Source organism: Metapseudomonas cellulosilytica (genome assembly GCF_049334135.1).
Classification (GTDB): domain Bacteria; phylum Pseudomonadota; class Gammaproteobacteria; order Pseudomonadales; family Pseudomonadaceae; genus Metapseudomonas.
The window spans coordinates 276,333-296,556 of record NZ_JBHZGN010000001.1; the positions used below are offsets into that span (position 1 = coordinate 276,333).

The 20,224-nt window shown below is 61.8% G+C and carries 19 protein-coding genes, 1 tRNA gene and 1 pseudogene; 14 read left to right on the plus strand and 7 right to left on the minus strand.

Annotation, left to right across the window (positions count from 1 at the left end):
- Positions 1 to 35: 35 nt before the first annotated feature.
- Entirely contained in the window at positions 36 to 392 is a 357-nt protein-coding gene (locus ACFW0H_RS01375) for a YkgJ family cysteine cluster protein (RefSeq protein ID WP_422912267.1), read from the minus strand.
- Positions 393 to 607: 215 nt separating this feature from the next.
- Positions 608 to 838: a hypothetical protein gene (locus ACFW0H_RS01380; protein ID WP_422912099.1), complete on the minus strand. Its 231-nt coding sequence runs from the start codon at positions 836 to 838 to the stop codon at positions 608 to 610.
- A gap of 176 nt (positions 839 to 1,014) precedes the next feature.
- Here ACFW0H_RS01380 and ACFW0H_RS01385 point away from each other — a divergent pair, with 176 nt between their 5' ends.
- Complete coding sequence (locus tag ACFW0H_RS01385) at positions 1,015 to 2,670, plus strand: SulP family inorganic anion transporter (protein WP_422912100.1); 1,656 nt, start codon at positions 1,015 to 1,017, stop codon at positions 2,668 to 2,670.
- A gap of 41 nt (positions 2,671 to 2,711) precedes the next feature.
- On the opposite strand, the gene ACFW0H_RS01390 is transcribed toward ACFW0H_RS01385, so the two are convergent.
- Positions 2,712 to 2,900, minus strand: coding sequence for a ribbon-helix-helix protein, CopG family (locus tag ACFW0H_RS01390; RefSeq protein ID WP_422912101.1), 189 nt, complete (start codon positions 2,898 to 2,900; stop codon positions 2,712 to 2,714).
- A 651-nt stretch (positions 2,901 to 3,551) separates the two neighbouring features.
- On the opposite strand from ACFW0H_RS01390, the gene ACFW0H_RS01395 reads away from it, so the two are divergent.
- The 4 genes from ACFW0H_RS01395 to ACFW0H_RS01410 all read left to right on the plus strand — a co-directional run bounded on the left by ACFW0H_RS01395 (position 3,552) and on the right by ACFW0H_RS01410 (position 7,779).
- Positions 3,552 to 5,138, plus strand: a complete 1,587-nt coding sequence (locus tag ACFW0H_RS01395; protein WP_422912102.1) for an MFS transporter — start codon at positions 3,552 to 3,554, stop codon at positions 5,136 to 5,138.
- A 194-nt stretch (positions 5,139 to 5,332) separates the two neighbouring features.
- Positions 5,333 to 5,470, plus strand: coding sequence for a hypothetical protein (locus tag ACFW0H_RS01400; RefSeq protein WP_422912103.1), 138 nt, complete (start codon positions 5,333 to 5,335; stop codon positions 5,468 to 5,470).
- A gap of 161 nt (positions 5,471 to 5,631) precedes the next feature.
- Positions 5,632 to 6,060 (plus strand): hypothetical protein, encoded by a 429-nt coding sequence (locus ACFW0H_RS01405; protein ID WP_422912104.1) that lies wholly within the window; start codon positions 5,632 to 5,634, stop codon positions 6,058 to 6,060.
- Positions 6,061 to 6,390: 330 nt separating this feature from the next.
- Positions 6,391 to 7,779, plus strand: a complete 1,389-nt coding sequence (locus tag ACFW0H_RS01410; protein ID WP_422912105.1) for an IS4 family transposase — start codon at positions 6,391 to 6,393, stop codon at positions 7,777 to 7,779.
- A 1,235-nt stretch (positions 7,780 to 9,014) separates the two neighbouring features.
- Here the strand turns inward: ACFW0H_RS01410 and ACFW0H_RS01415 are convergent.
- Positions 9,015 to 9,632 carry a PEGA domain-containing protein gene (locus tag ACFW0H_RS01415; protein ID WP_422912106.1) on the minus strand — a complete coding sequence of 206 codons (618 nt, stop codon included), beginning with the start codon at positions 9,630 to 9,632 and terminating at the stop codon, positions 9,015 to 9,017.
- A 276-nt stretch (positions 9,633 to 9,908) separates the two neighbouring features.
- Here ACFW0H_RS01415 and ACFW0H_RS01420 point away from each other — a divergent pair, with 276 nt between their 5' ends.
- Complete coding sequence (locus ACFW0H_RS01420) at positions 9,909 to 10,739, plus strand: TraB/TrbI/VirB10 family type IV secretion system protein (RefSeq protein ID WP_422912107.1); 831 nt, start codon at positions 9,909 to 9,911, stop codon at positions 10,737 to 10,739.
- Positions 10,740 to 11,240: 501 nt separating this feature from the next.
- Here ACFW0H_RS01420 and ACFW0H_RS01425 read toward each other — a convergent pair.
- Together ACFW0H_RS01425 and ACFW0H_RS01430 are read right to left on the minus strand one after the other, a co-directional pair.
- On the minus strand, positions 11,241 to 11,762 hold the full coding sequence (locus ACFW0H_RS01425) for a RidA family protein (protein WP_422912108.1): 522 nt from the start codon (positions 11,760 to 11,762) through the stop codon (positions 11,241 to 11,243).
- Positions 11,762 to 12,796, minus strand: coding sequence for a quinone oxidoreductase family protein (locus ACFW0H_RS01430; RefSeq protein ID WP_422912109.1), 1,035 nt, complete (start codon positions 12,794 to 12,796; stop codon positions 11,762 to 11,764). Before ACFW0H_RS01430 ends, ACFW0H_RS01425 begins: the two co-directional genes overlap by 1 nt.
- Positions 12,797 to 12,995: 199 nt before the next feature.
- Here ACFW0H_RS01430 and ACFW0H_RS01435 point away from each other — a divergent pair, with 199 nt between their 5' ends.
- From ACFW0H_RS01435 to ACFW0H_RS01460, 6 genes and pseudogenes are all read left to right on the plus strand, one after another.
- Positions 12,996 to 13,388, plus strand: coding sequence for a winged helix-turn-helix transcriptional regulator (locus ACFW0H_RS01435; protein ID WP_422912110.1), 393 nt, complete (start codon positions 12,996 to 12,998; stop codon positions 13,386 to 13,388).
- Between the two features lie 206 nt (positions 13,389 to 13,594).
- Entirely contained in the window at positions 13,595 to 14,596 is a 1,002-nt protein-coding gene (locus tag ACFW0H_RS01440; RefSeq protein WP_422912111.1) for an AraC-like ligand-binding domain-containing protein, read from the plus strand.
- 126 nt (positions 14,597 to 14,722) lie between these two features.
- Positions 14,723 to 15,973, plus strand: a complete 1,251-nt coding sequence (locus tag ACFW0H_RS01445; protein WP_422912112.1) for an acyl-CoA dehydrogenase family protein — start codon at positions 14,723 to 14,725, stop codon at positions 15,971 to 15,973.
- Between the two features lie 64 nt (positions 15,974 to 16,037).
- Entirely contained in the window at positions 16,038 to 16,952 is a 915-nt protein-coding gene (locus tag ACFW0H_RS01450) for a transporter (protein WP_422912113.1), read from the plus strand.
- Between the two features lie 93 nt (positions 16,953 to 17,045).
- Positions 17,046 to 18,536 (plus strand): aldehyde dehydrogenase family protein, encoded by a 1,491-nt coding sequence (locus ACFW0H_RS01455; RefSeq protein ID WP_422912114.1) that lies wholly within the window; start codon positions 17,046 to 17,048, stop codon positions 18,534 to 18,536.
- A gap of 81 nt (positions 18,537 to 18,617) precedes the next feature.
- Positions 18,618 to 18,713, plus strand: a pseudogene (locus ACFW0H_RS01460) (tyrosine-type recombinase/integrase); the annotation flags it as partial.
- A 118-nt stretch (positions 18,714 to 18,831) separates the two neighbouring features.
- Here the strand turns inward: ACFW0H_RS01460 and ACFW0H_RS01465 are convergent.
- A tRNA-Ser gene (locus ACFW0H_RS01465) sits at positions 18,832 to 18,921 on the minus strand.
- A 126-nt stretch (positions 18,922 to 19,047) separates the two neighbouring features.
- Here ACFW0H_RS01465 and ACFW0H_RS01470 point away from each other — a divergent pair.
- Together ACFW0H_RS01470 and tusD are read left to right on the plus strand one after the other, a co-directional pair.
- Positions 19,048 to 19,716 carry a Bax inhibitor-1/YccA family protein gene (locus tag ACFW0H_RS01470; RefSeq protein ID WP_422912115.1) on the plus strand — a complete coding sequence of 223 codons (669 nt, stop codon included), beginning with the start codon at positions 19,048 to 19,050 and terminating at the stop codon, positions 19,714 to 19,716.
- Between the two features lie 114 nt (positions 19,717 to 19,830).
- The gene (gene tusD, locus ACFW0H_RS01475) at positions 19,831 to 20,223 is read left to right on the plus strand and encodes a sulfurtransferase complex subunit TusD (protein ID WP_422912116.1); all 393 of its coding nucleotides are present in this window, start codon (positions 19,831 to 19,833) and stop codon (positions 20,221 to 20,223) included.
- The last annotated feature ends 1 nt before the right edge of the window (position 20,224 follow it).

Sequence of the window (20,224 nt, forward strand, 5' to 3'; positions counted from 1 at the left end):
AAATTGCTTTTGGCGATGCCCCTCGCGCTGGCCAGCTAAACGAGCACTTGGCGGGTGCTGGCAATCAGCTCATGCACCTGGCGTTCAACATGCGCCTCCGTCGAAGTTTCCGGTCCACGACCGCGCGGGCATGGCAAGCTCGGAGTCGTCCCGAACAGGCGGCAGATCAACGGGCGCTGCTCGTACACTTCGCAGCCCTGCGGACCGAGATGCACGCAGTTCCAGTGCGCCAGAGCTGCGTCATGCTCGGCGTCGCTTTTTGCGGGTAGTCGTGACATTTCCTCGGACGACGCGGTCACCGGCCCGCAGCAATCGTGGCAGCCGGGCACACAGGCGAACGTCGGGATCTGCCGGCGTAATTGGTCGATCTTTCGACTGGTCGTACAGCTCACCGGCTTGGCCAACCCGTGCTGTTGCTCACCCTTAGAGGATAGCTGTGAGGCGCCTCGATCCGCTCCTTGAGCTTGGCCGCGAACGTCCTGGCGCAACACTCGTGGCGAAACTGCACCCGGCGGGCACCGAAGCGTACCGTCCATAGCTCTTCACTCTGACTGGTTAGATGCTCGACTTTCACTGACATGGCAGTGTCTCCAGATTGACCGGCGGGTTAGAAATGGATTTCTGCGCTCTTGATTCCGAGGTCGCGCAGTTCGTGGATCAAGTCGTCCAGGTGCGCAAACGACTCGACCTCCTCGTTCTCATCCACCAGGAAAAAGCTTCTTCCGGCGTTCTTCTTGAAGAACACGATCCACTCTTTGGTGTTGGTCGGGTTCACGATCACATGGGTGTCAAAAAATACGCCTTCGGCATGCCGGGCCTTCACATCAGTTCGCTTCATTCAAATCACCACGCTACGTCCGCGCTCGCACGTTTCTACTCAAGGGCCCGGCTGATTCGGCGCCTTGGCACTGATTCAGCAGAGGCTGGTCTTCCTGTCGAACCCGCCAGCACGGGGCATTCACTATTATCACCGCATGATAATACTATGCACATGAACCAGTTGAGGAGCCTGCGATGATTGCAGTACGCGAAGCGTGGAAGGCCGGGTTGTTCGGACGGGAACACTGGGTGCGCAACCTGGTGTCCGGCGTGATCGTCGGTGTCGTGGCGCTGCCCCTGGCCATGGCCTTTGCCATCGCCTCCGGGGTCAAGCCGGAGCAAGGCATCTACACCGCGATCATCGGCGGCTTGCTGGTTTCCCTGCTGGGCGGCAGCCGTTTGCAGATTGCCGGACCGACCGGCGCCTTCATCGTGATCCTCGCGGGGATCACTGCCCAATACGGCGTGGACGGCCTGCAGCTCGCCACCATGATGGCCGGCGCCATCCTGCTGCTCCTCGGCGTCACCCGCCTCGGCGCCATCATCAAGTTCATTCCCGATCCGGTGATCGTCGGCTTCACCGCCGGGATCGGAGTGATCATCTGGGTCGGGCAGTGGCAGGACTTTTTCGGCCTGCCGAAGGTCGGCGGCGGGCACTTCCACGAGAAGGTGTGGCACCTGCTGCAGGCGCTACCGGACCTGCATATCGCCACCACATTGCTCGCCACGACCAGTCTCGCCCTGGTCATCGCGGCGCCCAGGCTGCCCGGCCTGACGCGCATACCCGGGCCGCTGGTGGCGATGGTGTTCGCCACGGCGGTCCAGTCGCTGTTCCACTTCGATGGGGTGGCCACCATCGGCAGCGCCTTCGGTGGTATTCCCCAGGGCTTGCCTGAGTTCGCCTGGCCGGACATCACCCTGTCACGCGTCATCGAACTGATTGGCCCGGCGTTCGCGATCGCCATGCTCGGTGCCATCGAGTCGTTGCTGTCCGCCGTGGTGGCCGATGGCATGGCGGGAACCAAGCACGACTCCAATCAGGAGCTGATCGGTCAGGGCCTCGCCAATCTGGCCGTCCCGCTGTTCGGCGGCTTCGCCGCCACCGGTGCAATCGCCAGAACCGCCACCAATATCCGCAATGGCGCCACCGGGCCATTGGCCGGCGTGACCCATGCCCTGACCCTGGTACTGATCATTCTGTTCCTGGCACCGCTGGCCTCGAACATCCCGCTCTGCGCCCTGGCGGCGATCCTGTTCGTCGTCGCCTACAACATGAGCGAACTGAAACACTTCAAGCGCATGCTGCAACGCGCGCCGCGGGCCGACGTGGCGATCCTGCTCATCACCTTCTGCCTGACCGTGTTCAGCGACCTGGTGATCGCGGTGAACATCGGCGTCATCCTCGCCATGCTGCAGTTCATGCGGCGCATGGCCTCGTCGGTCGAGGTGCAACAGGTCGTCGAGGAGGAGTTGGCCAGTGAGCTACGCGCCAATGGCCAGGTCCGGCTACCACCCGGGGTGCTGGTGTATACGATCGAAGGACCGTTGTTCTTTGGTGCGGCGGAAACCTTCGAGCGCGTCCTGGCCCAGACCCACACCGACCCGCGCCTGCTGGTGATTCGCCTGAAACGGGTGCCGTTCATGGACATCACCGGCTTGCAGACACTGGAGGAAGTCATTCAGCAGCTGCACAAGCGGCAGATCGTGGTGAAGCTCTGCGAAGCGAACCGCAAGGTGCTCAGCAAGCTCGACAAGACGGGTATCCTGCGCACCCTTGGACCGGCGCATTACCACGACGAGTTCGTGGCCGCGCTGGCGATGGATGAAGAAGCGACACCGCCCCCGCACTAATACAGAGGCGCCGGCCCGTCGCGGCCGATGCTTACATGGCCTCAGGCCTTGGCGTTGGCCGCCAACTTGCTCTTGGTCGCATAGGTGACGCCATGGTGCTCCAGGTAATCCCGGATCAGTTGTCGCACCACCTGCGACGGCGTCAGGTCCTGTGCGGCGCACAGTTCTTCGAACGCCTTCTTCTTGTGCGGGTCGATGAGAACGGTAAGGCGGGCAGTCTTGCTTTCCATAACGTGTCTGCTGATTTCAGTCGACGAATGTTAATCAAATTATAATAAACAGGTCCAAGACTGTCACCGCAGGCGCCATTGGACGGAGGGAACATCCACGCTCGTAGAACGTAGACTTGCTTTTGGTCCCCTATCAGGGGGCATTTCGGAGCAAGTTGGCAAATCGTAGCCCCCGTCCCATCTACAGAGACCCGGCCACTCGAGGCATTTCGATCGTCACAGGCAGAGCCGATGAATCACGCCCCAAGGATGTTTCCCAAGTTCAAGTGGAGCGGGCGATGCATGCGGCGCACGATGTTTTCCAGCGGACTGCTGAGGGCGTCTTCTGCCGCTTGGATCGCGTCGGACAGGCAAACAGCAGATCGTCCCAGAGTCCGTCCGCCAATGGACACGGACGCCCGAAAGCCCAAGGCCACGCCGATGTCCTGGCGGGCGCGCTCCACAGTGCGCACGAGCGTGGTTGCAAAGGCGTGAGAGGAGCCCTGGAGCCCGGATGAAATCCGGGGAGCTGCCCACCAGAGCCCCCGGATTCCATCCGGCTACGATAGGCCACACCATCCCTTCAGGGGCGAATTCATCAGCAATCGGGCGTCCCGACGTCGACCGGCTATACCTGATCCTGGTGTACTCGCTCGAAGGTTTGCCCTGACCATGACCGCACCCACCACCTCCTCCTGGAGCCCACTGCACAATGTCCTCTTTCGTTGGCTGTGGCTGGCCAGCATCGCCTCCAACATCGGCACCTGGATGCACGAGGTGGGCGCCGGATGGCTGATGACCTCGCTTTCGGCCAATCCCCTGAACGTGGCGCTGGTCCAAGTGGCCGGTTCCCTACCGATGTTCTTCCTGGCGCTGCCCGCCGGCGCCCTGGCGGACATCGTCGACAAGCGCCGCTACTTGCTCGGCGTGCAGCTGTGGATGGCGGCGGTGGCCACTCTGCTGGCGGCGCTCACCCTGCTCGGGCTGACCACCGTCTGGCTGCTGTTGGCGCTCACCCTGTGCATGGGCATCGGCACCGCGCTGATGATGCCGGCCTGGAGCGCGACGACGCCGGAACTGGTGGGCAAAGACGAACTGCCGGCGGCGGTGGCGCTGTCCAGCGTCGGCGTCAACCTGGCGCGGGCGGTCGGCCCTGCCATCGCCGGGGTCGTGGTGAGCCTGTTCGGCCCCTGGCTGACCTTCGCCCTGAACGCGGTCTCCTTCTTCGCGGTGATCGCCGTGCTGGCGGCCTGGAAACGCGAAACCAGCCCTTCCGTGCTACCCGCCGAGCGACTCTTCGGCGCGCTGCGTGCCGGCTGGCGCTACAGCCGCAGCTCCCGGCCGCTGCAGGCGGTGCTGGTGCGAGCGGCGGCGTTCTTCCTCGGCGCCAGCGCCGGCATGGCGCTGCTGCCGCTGATCGTCCGCGGCGAGCTGCAGGGCAGCGCCACCGACTTCGGTCTGCTGCTAGGCAGCGTCGGCGTCGGCGCGGTGTTCGGCGCCATGCTCCTGCCGCACCTGCGCGAGCGGCTGGGTAGCAATCGCCTGGTGGTGCTGGCCAGCGCACTCTATGCCCTGGTGCTGGTCGCCCTGGCGCTGCTACGCAACCTGTACCTGCTGGTGCCGGTGATGCTAGTTAGCGGCGCGGCCTGGATCGCCGTGCTGTCCAGCCTGCAGGTAGCGGCGCAGACCTCGGTGCCCGGCTGGGTGCGGGCGCGTGGCCTCGCCGTGTATATCCTCGTGTTCTTCGGCAGCATGGCCGCTGGCGGTACCCTCTGGGGCCTGGTCGCCAGCCGCACCTCCATTTCCGTGGCGCTGCTGGGCGCCAGCGTCCTGCTGTTGCTGGGGCTGCTTGCTGCCCTGCGCTTCCGCCTGCCTGTAACCGCGGTGGAGGACCTGGCACCCTCATTGCACTGGCCAGCGCCAATCCTGGCCGAAGGCATGGACCAGGAACGCGGCCCGGTGATGGTCACCCTGGAATACGACATCGACGCCGCCAAGGCGCCGGATTTCCAGGTCGCCATGGCGGAAGTGCACAGCATGCGCCGGCGCAACGGGGCAATTTCCTGGACCCTTGTGCAAGACAGCGAGAACCCGCGCCTGTGGCTGGAGTGCTTCGTCGACGAGTCCTGGCTGGAACACCTGCGCCACCACCAGCGGGTCACCCGTGGCGAACTGCGGATCGAGGCGGCCGCCCGGCAGTTCCAGACCCCAGGCGTGGGAATTCGCGTCCGCCACTACCTGCAAGGCGGCGCCCACTGACGGCACGGGCCCCTCCGTTGTCCGAATCGACTTCATGACTCACGGCAAGCGGACCACCATCAATACCAACAGCCCGGTGACAATGCAGCGCTCGCTGGAAAGAATACGCGGCGTGTAGCCCTTCTGTCCTGGCGCGCTACCGCGGCCCCAACCAATGCCGCCACACGTTTGCCAGCCAGACGCTCAGCAGCAGCGTGGCCTCACCCGGGTGGATCGCCGACAAGTTGGGCCATAGCTCGACGGCCATGGTCTTCAAGCACTACGCCAAGTTCATCAGCAAGGACGGCCCTGACATCGTCGGCATGCTCAATAAGGCGCTGAACCTTTCCTGAACAGCCCCCGACATTGAGCCCGCAAAAATGTGATGCACATCACCCTTTAAGCACCAAAAAGCCCGTCCTTGACGTGCCAGAGATCTGTTTTCGATCGATATCAAATTGATATCATAGAGATGCTCGCAGAGCAGTACCGAATTACTACAAGGAGTTGGCGCATGAAAGCGCATCGTTTGATCCTGGCCGCTGGATTAGCTGTAGCATGCACCGGTTGCGCAACCGGCCTGAATTCTCACCAGAAAGCCGAGCTGCGGCAGTATGAAGCCCGTGGCCAGGCCGTCCAGGAAAAGAACCCGGGCACCGGCGCAGCCCTTGGACTGCTTCCTGGTGGCGGTTCCTTCTATGGCCGTGAGTATGGCCTGGGCGTAGTGAACCTGTTGCTTTGGCCGCTTTCGATCCTCTGGGATCCGGTGAGCGGACACGACGCCGCTGAGGCCATCAACTACCACGCCACGAAGGAACACCTGCGCGGTGAGCGCGAGAAGGAGCTGAGCACACTCGACTCCAACCTTCAGACCGGCCAGATCGACATGACCCAGTACACACTGGAAAAACGCAAGATCGATCAGAAGTACGGCATCAACTGATGCCGCACCAACCTCGTTGATCTCCACCTCTCTTGCGAGGAATAACCTGGCAGCATCGATGAGGCACTTCAGGAAAGCCTGGGGAGCCAAGCGTGGACTGAAAGGGGACGGACTGAAAGGGGACAGGGACTGAAAGGGGACGGGACTGAAAGGGGACAGATTTATATTTCATACTCTAGAGCTGTCTGGATGGGCAGGATTAGAGTGGCGAAAATAAATCTGTCCCGAATGGCACTTACTTAGCGCTAACTCATTGATTAGAAAAAGAAAGGCTGCTCCTGGTCTACGGTGATAGTTGCGAACACACACCGAGCCCAAGGAGCAGCCCACATGAATCCTAGGTGCCAAGCCATCCTTCATCAACAGCAGCGCGCCCGCCGGCAAGCGTCAAATACCGATGCCTATGCCTTCTTCAATCTGCTGACCAGCCCCGAGTTGTTCGACTGCGTCGAGTCCTTGCTGCCGGATCATCGCGAGCGTCTGTTCCCGCCGACGGAGACGCTGTCGATGTTCATGGCCCAGGCATTAAGCGCCGATCGTTCCTGCCAGAAGGCCGTCAATGACCTGGCCATCAAGCAACTGCTCGGTGGCCTGAGCCCCTGTAGCACGCATACCGGGGGCTACTGTCGAGCGCGTCAGCGGCTCCCGCTGGAGATGGTGTCCACCCTGGTCCAAAACACCGGCAAGCTGATCAGCACCTATGTCGCCCAGACCTGGCGATGGATGGGTCGACCGGTGCGGCTCGTGGATGGGACGACGGTGTCCATGCCGGATACGGCCGCCAATCAGGCGGCCTATCCGCTATCGCGGGGGCAGAAGGCGGGGCTGGGCTTTCCACTTTGCCGGCTGGAGGGCATTGTCTGCCTGTCCAGTGGTGCGGTGCTGAACGCGGCACTGGGGCGTTTTCGGGGCAAGGGGGGCGATGAGCAGACCCTGCTGCGGTCGATGCTCGACACCTTGAACGCTGGTGATGTCCTGGTGGGCGACGCCTACTACGCCACCTATTTTCTGCTGTGCGAATTGCAACGCCGCGGCGTGGATGGCGTGTTCGAGCAATATGGCGCGCGCCGCCGCAGTACCGACTTTCGACGCGGTAAGCGTCTGGGCACACGGGACCACCTGATTGCCTTGGAAAAGCCCCGCAAACGTCCGGCGTGGATGAGCGTTGCGTCTTACGAGCAAGTGCCTGACCGGTTGGAAGTTCGGGAGTTGAAAGTGGGTGAGAAGATTCTGGTCACCACCCTGCGCTGTACCAGCCAAACCCCCAAGGCCGCCTTGAAGAGCCTCTTTAGAAGCCGCTGGCACGTCGAGCTGGATCTGCGCAATCTCAAGGCCACGATGGGGCTCGAGATGCTGAGCTGCAAAACCTCGGCGATGACCATCAAGGAGCTCTGGGTGTATCTGCTGGCGCACAACCTGATCCGCTTGATCATGGCGCAATCGGCCTCCTTGGCCGACTGCTTGCCACGGGAACTGAGCTTTAAGCACAGCCTCCAGCTCTGGCTGGCGTGGCGGCCATTGGCTGAGGCGGCGAGCCAACACGAAAACCTGACTGGTCTCTTGCTCCTGGTGGCTCAGCAACGCGTCGGCAACCGGGCCGGGCGAATGGAGCCGCGCGCACTCAAACAAAGGCCGAAACCCTACCCCTTATTGACCCGCACACGCCGATCAGCTCGCGCCGAACTACAGCGGAGCGGTCATCCCAAAAGGGCTAAGTAAGTGCCATTCAAATCTGTCCCCTTTTCCGCTACAAAGCCTAGTGCGGCGCGGCTTCCAGCAACGCGAAACCACCAATTTCCCGAAATTACCTTTTCCCGATCGCGCTCCTGAAAATCAAAGGGACCACTCCCTCCCCTGCATGGCCCCGTAGAGCCGCAGATCTGCTCCAGATACAGCGGCAGCTGCAGAAATACGCAGGGTCGATCCCTATCGCCTACGTGCGGGAGGCAGCCACCCTGCCCGCTTTCCAGGGCATCAAAGGGAGGCAGAAAAATCGACCTATCTAGCGCGGAGGCGTGGCGGGGGGACGACGGCGCGCGCTGATGATGGCGGAATCTGACGAGGTGAAACGTGCGTCTGCGTCCGGCCCAGCCTCTTGGCAAGCCCAAGTACATCGATGAGCGCGGCAGACCTTGGTTCAGTTCGGCTGAGTGCCGAGCATGGCGTCCCAACACCGCAAGTAGTCGGTCGCGGATAACCCCGAACCGTTCAGATTGCTCAGCATGCTCCCCTGGCTTCCATGGCGTCCCGTACCGCTGTGGCAGCGCTTTTAGGAGAATGCCATGCCCGCCCTCTCGGAAGTTGACCGCCAGTTCAGTTACGCCGTCCATGCACTGATGCGTGAGTACAACATCAGTCGATCACAGCTGCTCGCGATGCTGGATCGAAGCCCCCGGCGGGCGGTACCAGGCCCGACGCCTCAACCACTGAAGACCTATCTCAATCCGCACACTCAACGGTCCATACAGGTTCGCGCTTGCCGGAACCTCACTTATCGGGCCTGGGTGGCGGAGTACGGCGAAGATATCGTTGCAACCTGGCAAATCGAGCCAATACGGATTCGGAGAACAGTTTGAACACCCCACCAGGTGAGCCACTCCTATCCCTCGGGAACGGCTGGCAGTCACCCTCGGCCGACAGTAGATGGCCGAAAACGACGGCTTCCGGCTCAGCTCCTGATTCGCTTTCGCCCCAGCGCCCTCACTCCGAAGCGTCAGCGCTTTCCGGTCGACATCTAACTCAGCGACCACGACGGCCTCTTCTCCATCCCCCCGCGCAGCGCCAAACTGCGGCTCTGGCTCGGCTGGAGCGACACTGGAGCGGTTAACACACCTACTGGGCGGAACGGGTCTATCGACTTCGCTGGAATTGCAGTCGCGGTCTGGGCACGACCGAACTCTCACGAACTGAGCCTGTATCACCAGGAACACAGGCCCCTAAACGTCCCTCGGCAATCACCGCACCTCATACATTGCGATGATCGACTCGGCAAAATCGAGATCATTCTTGGTGCTTGCCGCCATCTTGGCGAGGGCCTTGACCGCTGCCGGAGCATCCGTACTGCCGACACCAACGACAGCAAGAATCGCGTTGGTATTCTCACCACCACCAGTTGCCAGCTCATGGCGCAATTCGGCACCCGCGCCAACGACTATTTCCTTGATTTTACGCGGCTTGGACGTGGTGACCGCCAGCGGAGCATCGGGCTTGAGGGTTACAAAGTACTGATTCGGCGAATACTCATACATTGCGCCGGTTGAAGCATCTACAGTTGAGCCGATCAAGCCACCCAGCACAATATTTCCCCAGAAGTAGCTATTTGTGGTAGTTCCCATCTGCGTCGTATATTGCTTATAGCCATCCTTACTGAAAGTAACCGCCAAGTTTTTATCTCTATCAACCTGTGCAGTAACAGGGGTTGTCCCCATTACTCGACCAGCCACGGACACTTCAGCACCTTGCGGCTCAGAATTGAAAGTTACCGACTGAGTTTTTCCGTCAACTATCGTCGCGCAAGCCGAAACAACTAACGACGCAGCCAATAAAACCGAAGCAACCTTAAGCCTGTTCATTTAAAAACCCACCCATAAGCTACGAATTGCACAAAACTACTGAATGAGGACAATCTTTATGGAGAGCCTTCCCATCAACACAATCAAAAGGAAAACCAGGGCAGAGAAGATCCAATTTTAAACTTTGCACGCCCGTTCCTACAGGCCCTCAGTATTTATTAAGGCCTAATGGGCGGCCTCGCATTTGATGACAAGAACTTTTCATTTCGCGACAGGCAAGAACCAGTTCGTAGTAGGTTGGTCGCCGGCTGAGACTGCAGTGTGCATCAGCGGTTCATGGTCATTTTCAAGTCTGCGCCGAAATCCAACGAGGTCGATGAGACAACGGCTTTCGCGGATCCGGCGCTGCAGCGCAAGGAGACCGACGATGACAGCTGCGAGCAGATGCTGAAGAAAAAGCGCCTGCAGATGCAGACGGAGGCCGATGAAAAAGCCAGGCAGGAGCAGCTGGCCAGCCAGGAGGCGGAGACCGCTCCCCCGTCTGATACCGGCAAGGGGGAAGGTAAGGCTGCGCAGGGGCCACGCACTGGGGCCAAGGGATCTGCTGCAGCGAAGGGTGAACCGCTGACGCCGGCGCAACGCCGCTTGAACGGTGGCGTGGTGATGCAGGCCGCAGGTGGTGATCACGGCGGAGGCCGAACGAAACCCGCTGCTGCTGGAGACGAAGAAGACCAACCCGCCAACGGCTCGGAGCGATCGGAGCTGAACAACCTGGGCGGTACCCGCTTCGCCAGCACCAAGTCGAAGTTGGCACCGGAGGGGACTTACCTGCTGACCCATAACACCTACGCGCGCTGCGCGCTATACACGGAAATCATCACGGATAACCCGGGGCTGATTGAGTGCCGGCTGACCGATCCGCTGTATTTCGCGAACGGCAGGACGGTGCTGGCCGAGGCCGGTGCTCGCCTGTTCGGCGAGCAGAGCACATCGGTGAAGCAAGGGCAGCAACGGGTGTTCACGGCATGGACGGAGATGGAGGCCAACAACGGCTCGGATCGGCCTGTCCGGGTGCGCCTGGACAGCCTGGGCGCCGGTCCCATGGGGGCCAGTGGCACGCAGGCGTGGATCGATAACCACTGGGCGGAACGCACTGGCGGGCGCTGATGTTGTCGCTGTTCCAGGACGTGATGGCGGGCATTTCCAACGCCACCCAGAAGTCGAGCAAGGACGGCTATCCCTGCCGACATTTTGGAGGTGTGGAAGCAGTGCGAGCCGCAAGACTACGGCGTTTGCGTGGACTTTCCGAGATCGAAAGCAGGCCAGGGCTGAAGTGCCAAGCGTAAGGCCGAGGCCCGGCAGCGACCGATGGCGAAGCAGCTCAAGCAGGTCACGCCGCAATTCGCTAAGGCACTGATTACCCGTGAGCTACGGGAACGTGGCAGGTATTTCAACTGCGAGTAGCAAAGACCAGAGGGATGATCCCCCTGGCCCCCAATTCTCAATATCAAGGGGCTTTGCCCCTTGTCATCCACACGCGTTCGCCTTCTGAGCGAGCCCAGCCCATTTCGATCCGGACGGACCAAGCCGTTTCTGGACTGGCGATCGCAAATCGAATTCATCACCGCCACCATCTTGCTGGCCAGCGAAGGCCTCTTTTCTCCTTGTTCAACAGGTCATTCCGGGATCGAGCTCGAAGGTCAGAGCAACGGCTACCGGCAGATTGCCCGGCAGGTTGCGAACCCCGCACACCGAACGCACATGGCCGGCCCGGCCTTCGAAGATGCTGACCAGCAGATCGGATGCACCATCCAGCACCTGCGGATGCCCCATGAAGTCTTCATCACAAGCCACGTATCCCTCCAGGCGAACCACCTGGCGAATGCGCTCGAATCCGCCTAGGTATTGGTGCACCTGGGCAAGCGCATTGAGCACGGAAAGCCTGGCCGCCATACGGCCCTCTTCGGTTGAAAGCGCGCGTCCGAGTAGTCCGGTGAGCGCCGGCTTGCCATCGATTACCGGCCCTTGCATCGATACATGCAACGTCGTCCCGGCCTCCACAACCGCCAGGTAGGCACCTAGCGGCTGCGGAGCTTTGGGCAGGCCGATTCCGAGCGCCGCAAGGCGTTGCATCGCCAAGTCGGTGATGCCACCTCTGCGCTCGGTATCGGAGCCTCCATGGAGGTCCATCACTCCTCCCATGGCAGCAGGACGATGCTGCCGCGCGCCTGATTGCTGGCAATGCGCTCATGCGCTTCTGCCGCACGGGACAATGGCAGGACACTGTCGATCACCGGCTTGACCTTGCCTTCCTTGATGGGGTCGAGCCAAGCGGCGAAGTCTTCGATGTCCCCCACCAGGGTTCCGCGCAACTGCTTCTGGGTGAAGAAGAAGTTCCTGATGTCGAAGGTGACTTCACTGCCCGCCATGAACCCCATGGCCACGATGATCCCCATGGGCCTGACCGCGGTGATGGTCCGGGCCAGTACGTCGCCACCCAAATTGTCGATCGCGACATCGACGCCCTTCCCCTCCGTCCAGGTGCCAAGCGCTTCGACGAAGTCCTCTTCGTTGCTGTTGATGACCAGCTCGGCGCCCAGGCTGGCGGCAAGTGCTGCCGACGACTCGTTCTGCACAGTGACCGCCACGCGCGCCCCGAGGGCACGGGCTACCTGGATGCTCATGATGCCGGTGCTGGATGCCCCCGCATGGATGAGCACCCGATCACCCGCCTTCACTTCGCCCACGATCTGCACGGAGCGGATCGCGATGAGCAGGGCAACCGGCAGCGCAGCGATCTGCTCGACCGGCAGCCCCGTAGTGTCCCGAAGTAGCCAACGCTCATTCACGACGATGTACTGCGCATAAGTTCCTGGTACGTGGATACCCGGAATGGCATAGCTGGCCGCGTTGGTGACAGGGCGAACCTGCGCTTCCGCTGGGTCGAGCGGGTATCCCGGCATCGAGATCACTCGCTCGCCGAGACTGAAGCGCGTCACGCCAACGCCCAGCCCCGCCACTTCGCCCACCGCGTCGGAACCGAGGATATGAGGGAAAGCCAGCTGCGGCGCAATCTGGCCGAGACGCACGTAGTGATCCAGGCGGTTGATGCCGGCAGCCAGCACCTTCACCAGGACCTCCCCCGGACCGGGAACCGGCGTGGGAACGTCTTCGAGTCGGAGTTGTTCGGGGCCGCCGAAGGCGTGGATGACAGCTGCTTTCATGGTGGTATCTCGTAATCAGGTTGAACGTGTTCGCAAGTCAGCCCCTGTTTGGAGTCTTGCGCTGACCGTTTGGCGACTTTCAGTTGAGGTCACCAACCGGGTGATACAATCCTAATCAACGTATGAACCTTTATGTAAGTAGGCACATTTTGGTGCCGTAGATACCAAACAGTTTCATAGGCACCTTTTGGTAACCGGAATGAACGCAACTACCGAACTCGCTGAATCCGCATTCGTACTCAGGGAAAACTGCCCGCAGCGACGCATCCACTACATCCTCAATGGCAAGTGGACCTCTATGGTCATCTACGCGTTGAGTCATGGCGCAATGCGTACCGGCCAGCTGGAGCGCACACTCCCTGGCATATCCAAGAAAATGCTCACGCAGACGCTGAGGGACGTGGAAAACAGCGGTCTGGTCAATCGCAAGGTGTTCAATGTGGTGCCTCCCCGGGTCGAGTATTCGCTGACCCCACTGGGGGAAACCTTCGTCGAGCCACTGCGCGAGCTCTATGACTGGGCAGCGCGAAATGCCACTGCGCTGGATGAACTTGAACGGAATCTGCAGAAGGCGGAATCGTCAGTTTCATAGCGTCGGCACGGCAATCTTATGCGCTGCCGGAAAGCCCACTTTGCTGACAGTGAAGGACTTGCTTGACTCTCCGTGCACAGCATTGACAAGCCTCTGTCGCCCGGGTGGAAACTGCCTTCGCCGGGCGCGAAGAGCGACCGAACGCCTCCCAGTTGGGAGCAGCGGAGATCCCCAATAGTCGAGATACGGTGTGAGGAAATACGCAGATGAGCGAAGTACTCCCGGCCAGTTCAAGCCAGCGGCCCTCCTCCGCCATCGATGAGTTCTTTTTCGACGAGGTCGATGCCTGGGAAGCGGCCGTCGAACGCAGTTGTGCGCCGCTGCGCATCACCTTGCAGCCGGAGCACAGACTCAAGGCGACGCTGATCGAGCGGATGTTCGGAGAGCTGTATCTCAGCCGCGTGACTTCGGTCAGCTGCCAATGCGCACACGACCAAGCGCACATCCGTCAGGGTACGGACGATGCCTTTCTCTACAGCCTGCAATTGCGCGGCGAAGGGCGCCTGATCCAGAGCGACCGCAGCGTGGTTCTCCAGCCCGGCGACGGAGCACTTTACGATTGCACGGAGCCGTTTCGCTGGGAGTTCAACGGCGACTTGCAGCAGTTGGTCGTGCGCCTGCCCCGGGACTTGTTCCAGCGCTATGTGAAAGGCGCCGAAAAATGCACGGCCCTGCGGGTGGATGGAGGGCGCGGGGTCGGTCGATTGCTGACGGGGCATCTGCGATCACTACTCGATGAGCGGCACGCAATCCAGCCCTCGACTTTCCGTTTCATGGCCGGTAGCACCCTTGACCTGCTCGGTGGTGCCCTGAGCGAGTTGAGCGACCGGGCCCCCATCGCCGCGAGCAATCTGCAGACTTACCACCTCAATCGGGCCTATGCCTATATCACCGAACATATCCGGCAGCCCGAGCTTTGCCCCGAAACCATTGCCAGGGCGCTGGGCATCTCGGTTCGTTACCTCCATCAACTATTCCAGGGAACCGGAGCAACCGTTGGCCGACATATCCAGGAAATGCGCCTGGACGGCTGCGCGCGCGACCTCGCCAGTCTCCCCGCCGATGCATACTCCATCAGTTACCTGGCCTATTCCTGGGGCTTCGAAAACTCTGCCCATTTCAGCCGCACCTTCCGCAACCGCTTCCAACTGACTGCCCGGGACTTTCGCGCCCTGCACGCAAAGCAGCCCGGTCCCGCACTGCGCTGACAGTCAATAAAGCCGTTCCTCCACGGCGAAGAGTCCGCTCCCGACCTTCCGTAGCATCCGGATCGACGGAAAGCCGCATATCCCGCGGCTTTTCCCGGTTCCAGTGCCCTTTCGGAGAGTCGTCTCATGTCGATCGATTTCACCCTGACAGATGCCCAGGCCGAGCTAAAAGCCGCCGCGCGCCAGTTCGCCCGGGAAACCCTGAGCCAGGTCAGGGAAGCCATCCACTACCTGCCCACCCCGGAAAGCCGCTTCCTGGCAACCCGCCCGTTCTATGAGGAATTGGTCCGGGAGGGTTTCCTTCGCCGGCTGATCCCGCAGCCCTTCGGTGGAGAGGGAGGCGGCATGGTCGACATGGCCATAGTCGCCGAAGAGTTCTATGCCGAGGATGCCAATGTCCCGCTAACGGCTTTTGCCAACCTGCTAGGCCTGATGCCGATCTTCCTTGCCGGCACCCCGGAACAGCGAAAGATCTTCGTCGCTCCCTTTCTCGAATGCCGTGGCGTACCGCTGGCCGCGCTTGCATCCAGTGAGCCGGGCGGCAGCGCGAACTACCACTCCAACACAGTGGGCGGCGGCGTTCGCACCCGTGCTCGTCTGGACGGCCAGCAGTGGGTTATCGACGGTGCCAAGCAATGGATCTCTGGCGCTTCGGGGTGGGACGGCAAAGGTGCTGACCTGCTTTGCGTCGTGTGCCGCACTGATACCGGGGTAGCGCCGCAGAACGGCGTTTCCGTTCTCCTCGTACCAGGGCCTGCCGCAGGTTTCCGGGTAAATCGCTATCACGAATCCCCCGGGCACCGGGGCCACCTGACCTCCAATTTTTCCCTGGACCAGGTGCGGGTTCCCGAAGGCAACGTCGTCGGCGGAGTCGGTCGGGGACTACAGGTGGTGGACGCCAGCTTCTCGGCTACCGCGGCCCTGGTCGGTGTCATGTCGCTTGGCGTCCTGCGCGCGGCGTTCGACTTCACCTTGCACTTCGCCAGGACCCAACGACGGGGAGGCCCTGTTCCCGTCATCGAACATCAAGCTGTGGGCTACGCGCTCGCCGATGCCAAGGCTTCCATCGAAGCCGTGCGCAGCCTCAGCTATCGGGCCTGCTTCGCACTCGACCAGCAAGCCCCCGAGGCCCTGGAACTCGCCTTGCACGCCAAGGTATTCGGCTCGGAGACCGCCGTGCGGGTTATCACCGAGTTGATGCGCGTCGTCGGCATCGACAGCTACGACCACGCCACTTCGCCCCTCGCCTCACTACTCCAGGATGCTCTCGCCTTTCCGCTGTTCGACGGCGGGAACATGGGGGTGCGCCGCCGCCAGCTTCACGAGCTGATGAAGCAGGACGGCTACGACTCCCTTTCCACGGTGTTCCACCCGTAGCACGCGCCACCAGCAGTCATTGACGTCGCCACTCAAAACAAATCCAAGAAAGTGAGTCGCAACAATGAAATCCAGCAACGCCCACGCCCCAACTCCGCCTTCAAATCGGGTAACACGCCTGATTCGCACCCTCCTGCTGCTGAGTGCCCTGTACGGTGCCAGTGCCAGCGCAGGTGTCATCGCCACCGACCCCGGTGATTACGTCGCCTTTCCCGCCGGCACCAATCTGGCCGTCCTCTACTACAACCATGCCGAACGCAACGACGTTTACCTGAACGGCCACAAGCAAGACACGCAAGGGTTCGGGCTGGACAACGACTTCGCGGCATTTCGCGCCGTGCATTACGTCGAACTCGGACCGCTCCTGGCTGCACCGCAGGTCATAGTCCCGTTCGGCAGCCTGCGAATGAAAGGCGCTGCGGACACAAGCGCCAGTGGTGTGGGCGATCCCCTCATCGGCAGCGCGTTCTGGCTCATCAATGATCCTGCACGCAAACGCTACCTGTCATTCGGCACCTGGTTCGCCCCTCCCCTCGGCAACTACGACGCTGACGATGGCCCGGTCAACATCGGTGAGAACCGCTGGAAGGGCGTTCTCCACACGTCTTACACGCAGTCGCTGTTCGGGAATCTCTCAGGCGAGGTCACGGCGGAGTGGGATTTCTTCGGCGAGAACGATGACTTCGCCGGGATGACCCGCAAGCAGTCCCACATCTTCGAGCTGCAAACCCACCTTCGCTACGACTTCTCGCCAGGCAGCTTCGTCGGTGCGAGCTACTTCCACACGACAGGCGGCGAGAATCGCTTGAACGGAGTCGACCTCGACGACTCGCTCAACACCAAACGCTACCTGCTGTCGGTTGCACACATGGTCGCTCCAACCGTGCAGTTGATGGGCCAGGTGGGCCAGGACCTGGAGGTTCGCAACGGCCCGAAGGAAGACTTCCGCGTCAGCTTGCGCCTGGTCAAGATTTTCTGATTCCCCACTTTCCAGACAACCCGGCACTTCTGCCGATGGCGTCGCCTTGCCCAAAATCGAGGCAACGTCCGTTCAACACCATGAGGATCGAACATGAGCAAAGTTGAAATCCTGCCCCAGGTGGCGGCATTCCTGGAGCGCCGCCATGGCTGCTTCATCGATGGCCAGTGGGTGCTGCCGGAAGGCCCGACCACTCAGGTCTTGAACCCGGCTACGGGCGAGACCATCGCCACGGTGCCGGATATATCGCTCGACTACGTCGACCAGGCCGTGCAGTCCGCCTTCCAAGCATTCGAGTCAAAAGTCTGGTCCGGCCTGCGCCCGGCCGACCGCGAGCGCATCCTGCTGCGCTTCACCGCCCTGGTGGAAGAGCACGGCGAGGAACTGGCCCAGCTGGAAACCCTGAGCCAGGGCAAGTCCATCAACATCTCGCGCATGCTGGATGTCGGCGCCACGGTCGAGTTCATGCGCTACATGGCCGGCTGGGCCACCAAGATCGAAGGCACGACCCTGGACGTGTCCATCCCGATCCCGCCGGGCTCGCGTTTCACCGCCTTCGCCCGCCGTGAGCCGGTGGGCGTGGTGGCCGGCATCGTGCCGTGGAACTTCCCGCTGATGATCACCACCTGGAAGCTGATGCCGGCGCTCGCCTGCGGCTGCACCGTGGTCATCAAACCGGCCAGCGAAACCCCGCTGACTGCCCTGCGCCTGGCCGAACTGGCCTTCGAGGCGGGCATCCCGGCCGGCGTGTTCAACGTCATCACCGGCGGCGGCAGCACCGTGGGCAATGCCCTGGCGTCGCACCCGCTGGTCAGCAAGGTGTCCTTCACCGGCTCCACCGCCGTGGGCAAGAGCGTCGGCGTGGCCTGCATGGAGAACATGACCCGCTTCGCCCTGGAGCTGGGCGGCAAGAACCCGATGATCCTGCTGGCAGACGCCGACGTGGAGAAGGCCATCCAGGGCGCGCTGCTGGGTGGCCTGTTGAACCAGGGCCAGGTCTGCGCCGCGGCCTCGCGCTTCTATGTGCACCAGTCCCTCTACGAAGCGTTCGTCCAGGGCCTGGCCGCTGCGGTGAAGGGTCTGTCCATCGGTGCCGGCATGGATCAGGAAGCAGCGATCAACCCGCTGGTGTCGCGCAAGCAACAACAGAACGTGCTCAAGCACATCGACCTGGCCCGCCAGGAAGGCGCCCGCGTGGTGGCCGGTGGCGAGCGCCTGGAAGGCGACGGCTTCTTCGTCCAGCCCACGGTGCTGGCGGACGTGAACCATGACATGACCGTGGCCCGCGAAGAGGTGTTCGGCCCGGTGCTCTCGGTGATCCCCTTCACCGACGAAGACGCCATGATCGAACTGGCCAACGACAGCCCCTACGGCCTGGCCGCCAGCCTCTGGACCAACGACCTGTCCAAGGCGATGAACCTGGTGCCGCGCATCGAGGCCGGCACCGTCTGGGTCAACGCCCACGTGCTGCTGGACCCGAACATGCCCTTCGGCGGCGTCAAGCAGTCCGGCATGGGCCGCGAGTTCGGCCGCGCAGTGATCGAGGCCTATACCGAGCTGAAGTCGGTGTGCATCGCCCACTGAAATTGACCTTTGGTGTCTGGCAGGCATTCTGCCTGCCTCCTTTCATCAGGAACTGCTGGCACGTCGAGCTACCGCCAACTGCTGGGCCGCGCCTCGAAGCTCCTGGGGCACACCGACAAGCGGATTACCGAGACCGTGTATCGCCGTGTCGGTGAGGTCGTCGATCCGACCCGCTAACGTGGAGTTGCGGAAACGATCTGAAAAGTTGCGGAAACGATTGGTCGTCCCTGGGAACAGGTTGGGAACACCCCAGAAACGCAAAAGCCCCGGATACCGGGGCTTTCAGCTATAAAGATGGCGGAGGCGGTGAGATTCGAACTCACGGAAGAGTCTCCCCTTCGGCGGTTTTCAAGACCGCTGCCTTAAACCACTCGGCCACACCTCCGCTTGCGCGGGGCGCCATAGTACCGGAACGCAACACGCTGTCAAACTCTTGCAATTGGCGTGTTGCGGCCCTCTGTTAATATCCGGAACTGACCAAGGTCACGGAATCCATTTCGGGAGCGTCGCGATGAACGAACAGAACTATGCCCTCAACCACGCGCAGGCGGAGCAGCTGGAAGTCAGCCGCGTCCTGCGCAACACCTACGGGCTACTGGCCCTGACCCTCGCGTTCAGCGGTCTGGTCGCCTACGTCGCCCAGCAAATGCGCGTGCCCTACCCCAGCATCTTTGTGGTCCTGATCGGCTTCTACGGGCTGTTCTTCCTCACCGTGAAACTGCGTGATTCGGCATGGGGCCTGGTATCCACCTTCGCCCTCACCGGTTTCATGGGCTACACCCTCGGCCCGATCCTCAACATGTACCTCGGCATGCCCAACGGTGGCGAGGTGGTCAGCTCGGCGTTCGCCATGACCGCCCTGGTGTTCTGCGGCCTTTCCGCCTATGTGCTGACCACCCGCAAGGACATGAGCTTCCTCGGCGGCTTCATCACCGCGGGCTTCTTCGTACTGATAGGTGCCACGCTGGCAAGCCTCTTCTTCAACATCAGCGGCCTGCAGCTGGCGATCAGCGCCGGTTTCGTGTTGTTCTCCTCGGTCTGCATCCTCTTCCAGACCAGCGCCATCATCCATGGCGGCGAACGCAACTACATCATGGCCACCATCAGCCTCTACGTGTCCATCTACAACCTGTTCATCAGCCTGCTGCAACTGGTTGGCGTATTCAGCAGCGACGATTGACTGCCATCCGCCTACTCGGACTAGCCCGCTTCGGCGGGCTTTTTTCTGCTCGCACGGACAAACGAACCTGTCTGGCCTTATCATTCCAGCTGTTTTCCATTTGCCTGAGCGACCATGAAATTCGCCATCGCCCTGTTCGCCCCGCCCCATGCGCCCTCCTCCCGGCGCGCGCTGCGTTTCGCCGAGGCCTGCCTGGCCGGCGGCCATGAGATCGTCCGCCTGTTCTTCTATCAGGACGGCGTGCATAGCGCGTCCGCCAATGTCGTGGCCCCCCAGGATGAACCGGACCTCTCTGCCGAATGGAGCGCATTCGTGCGCCAGCATCGGCTGGATGGCGTCGTCTGCATCGCGGCGGCGCTACGCCGCGGTGTGCTGAACGGCGAAGAGGCGCAGCGCTACCAGCGGCCTGCGGCCAACCTCGCCGAAGGCTGGGAGCTGTCCGGCCTGGGGCAGCTGCATGAAGCGGCGCAGATGGCCGATCGCCTGGTCACCTTCGGAGGCAACTGAG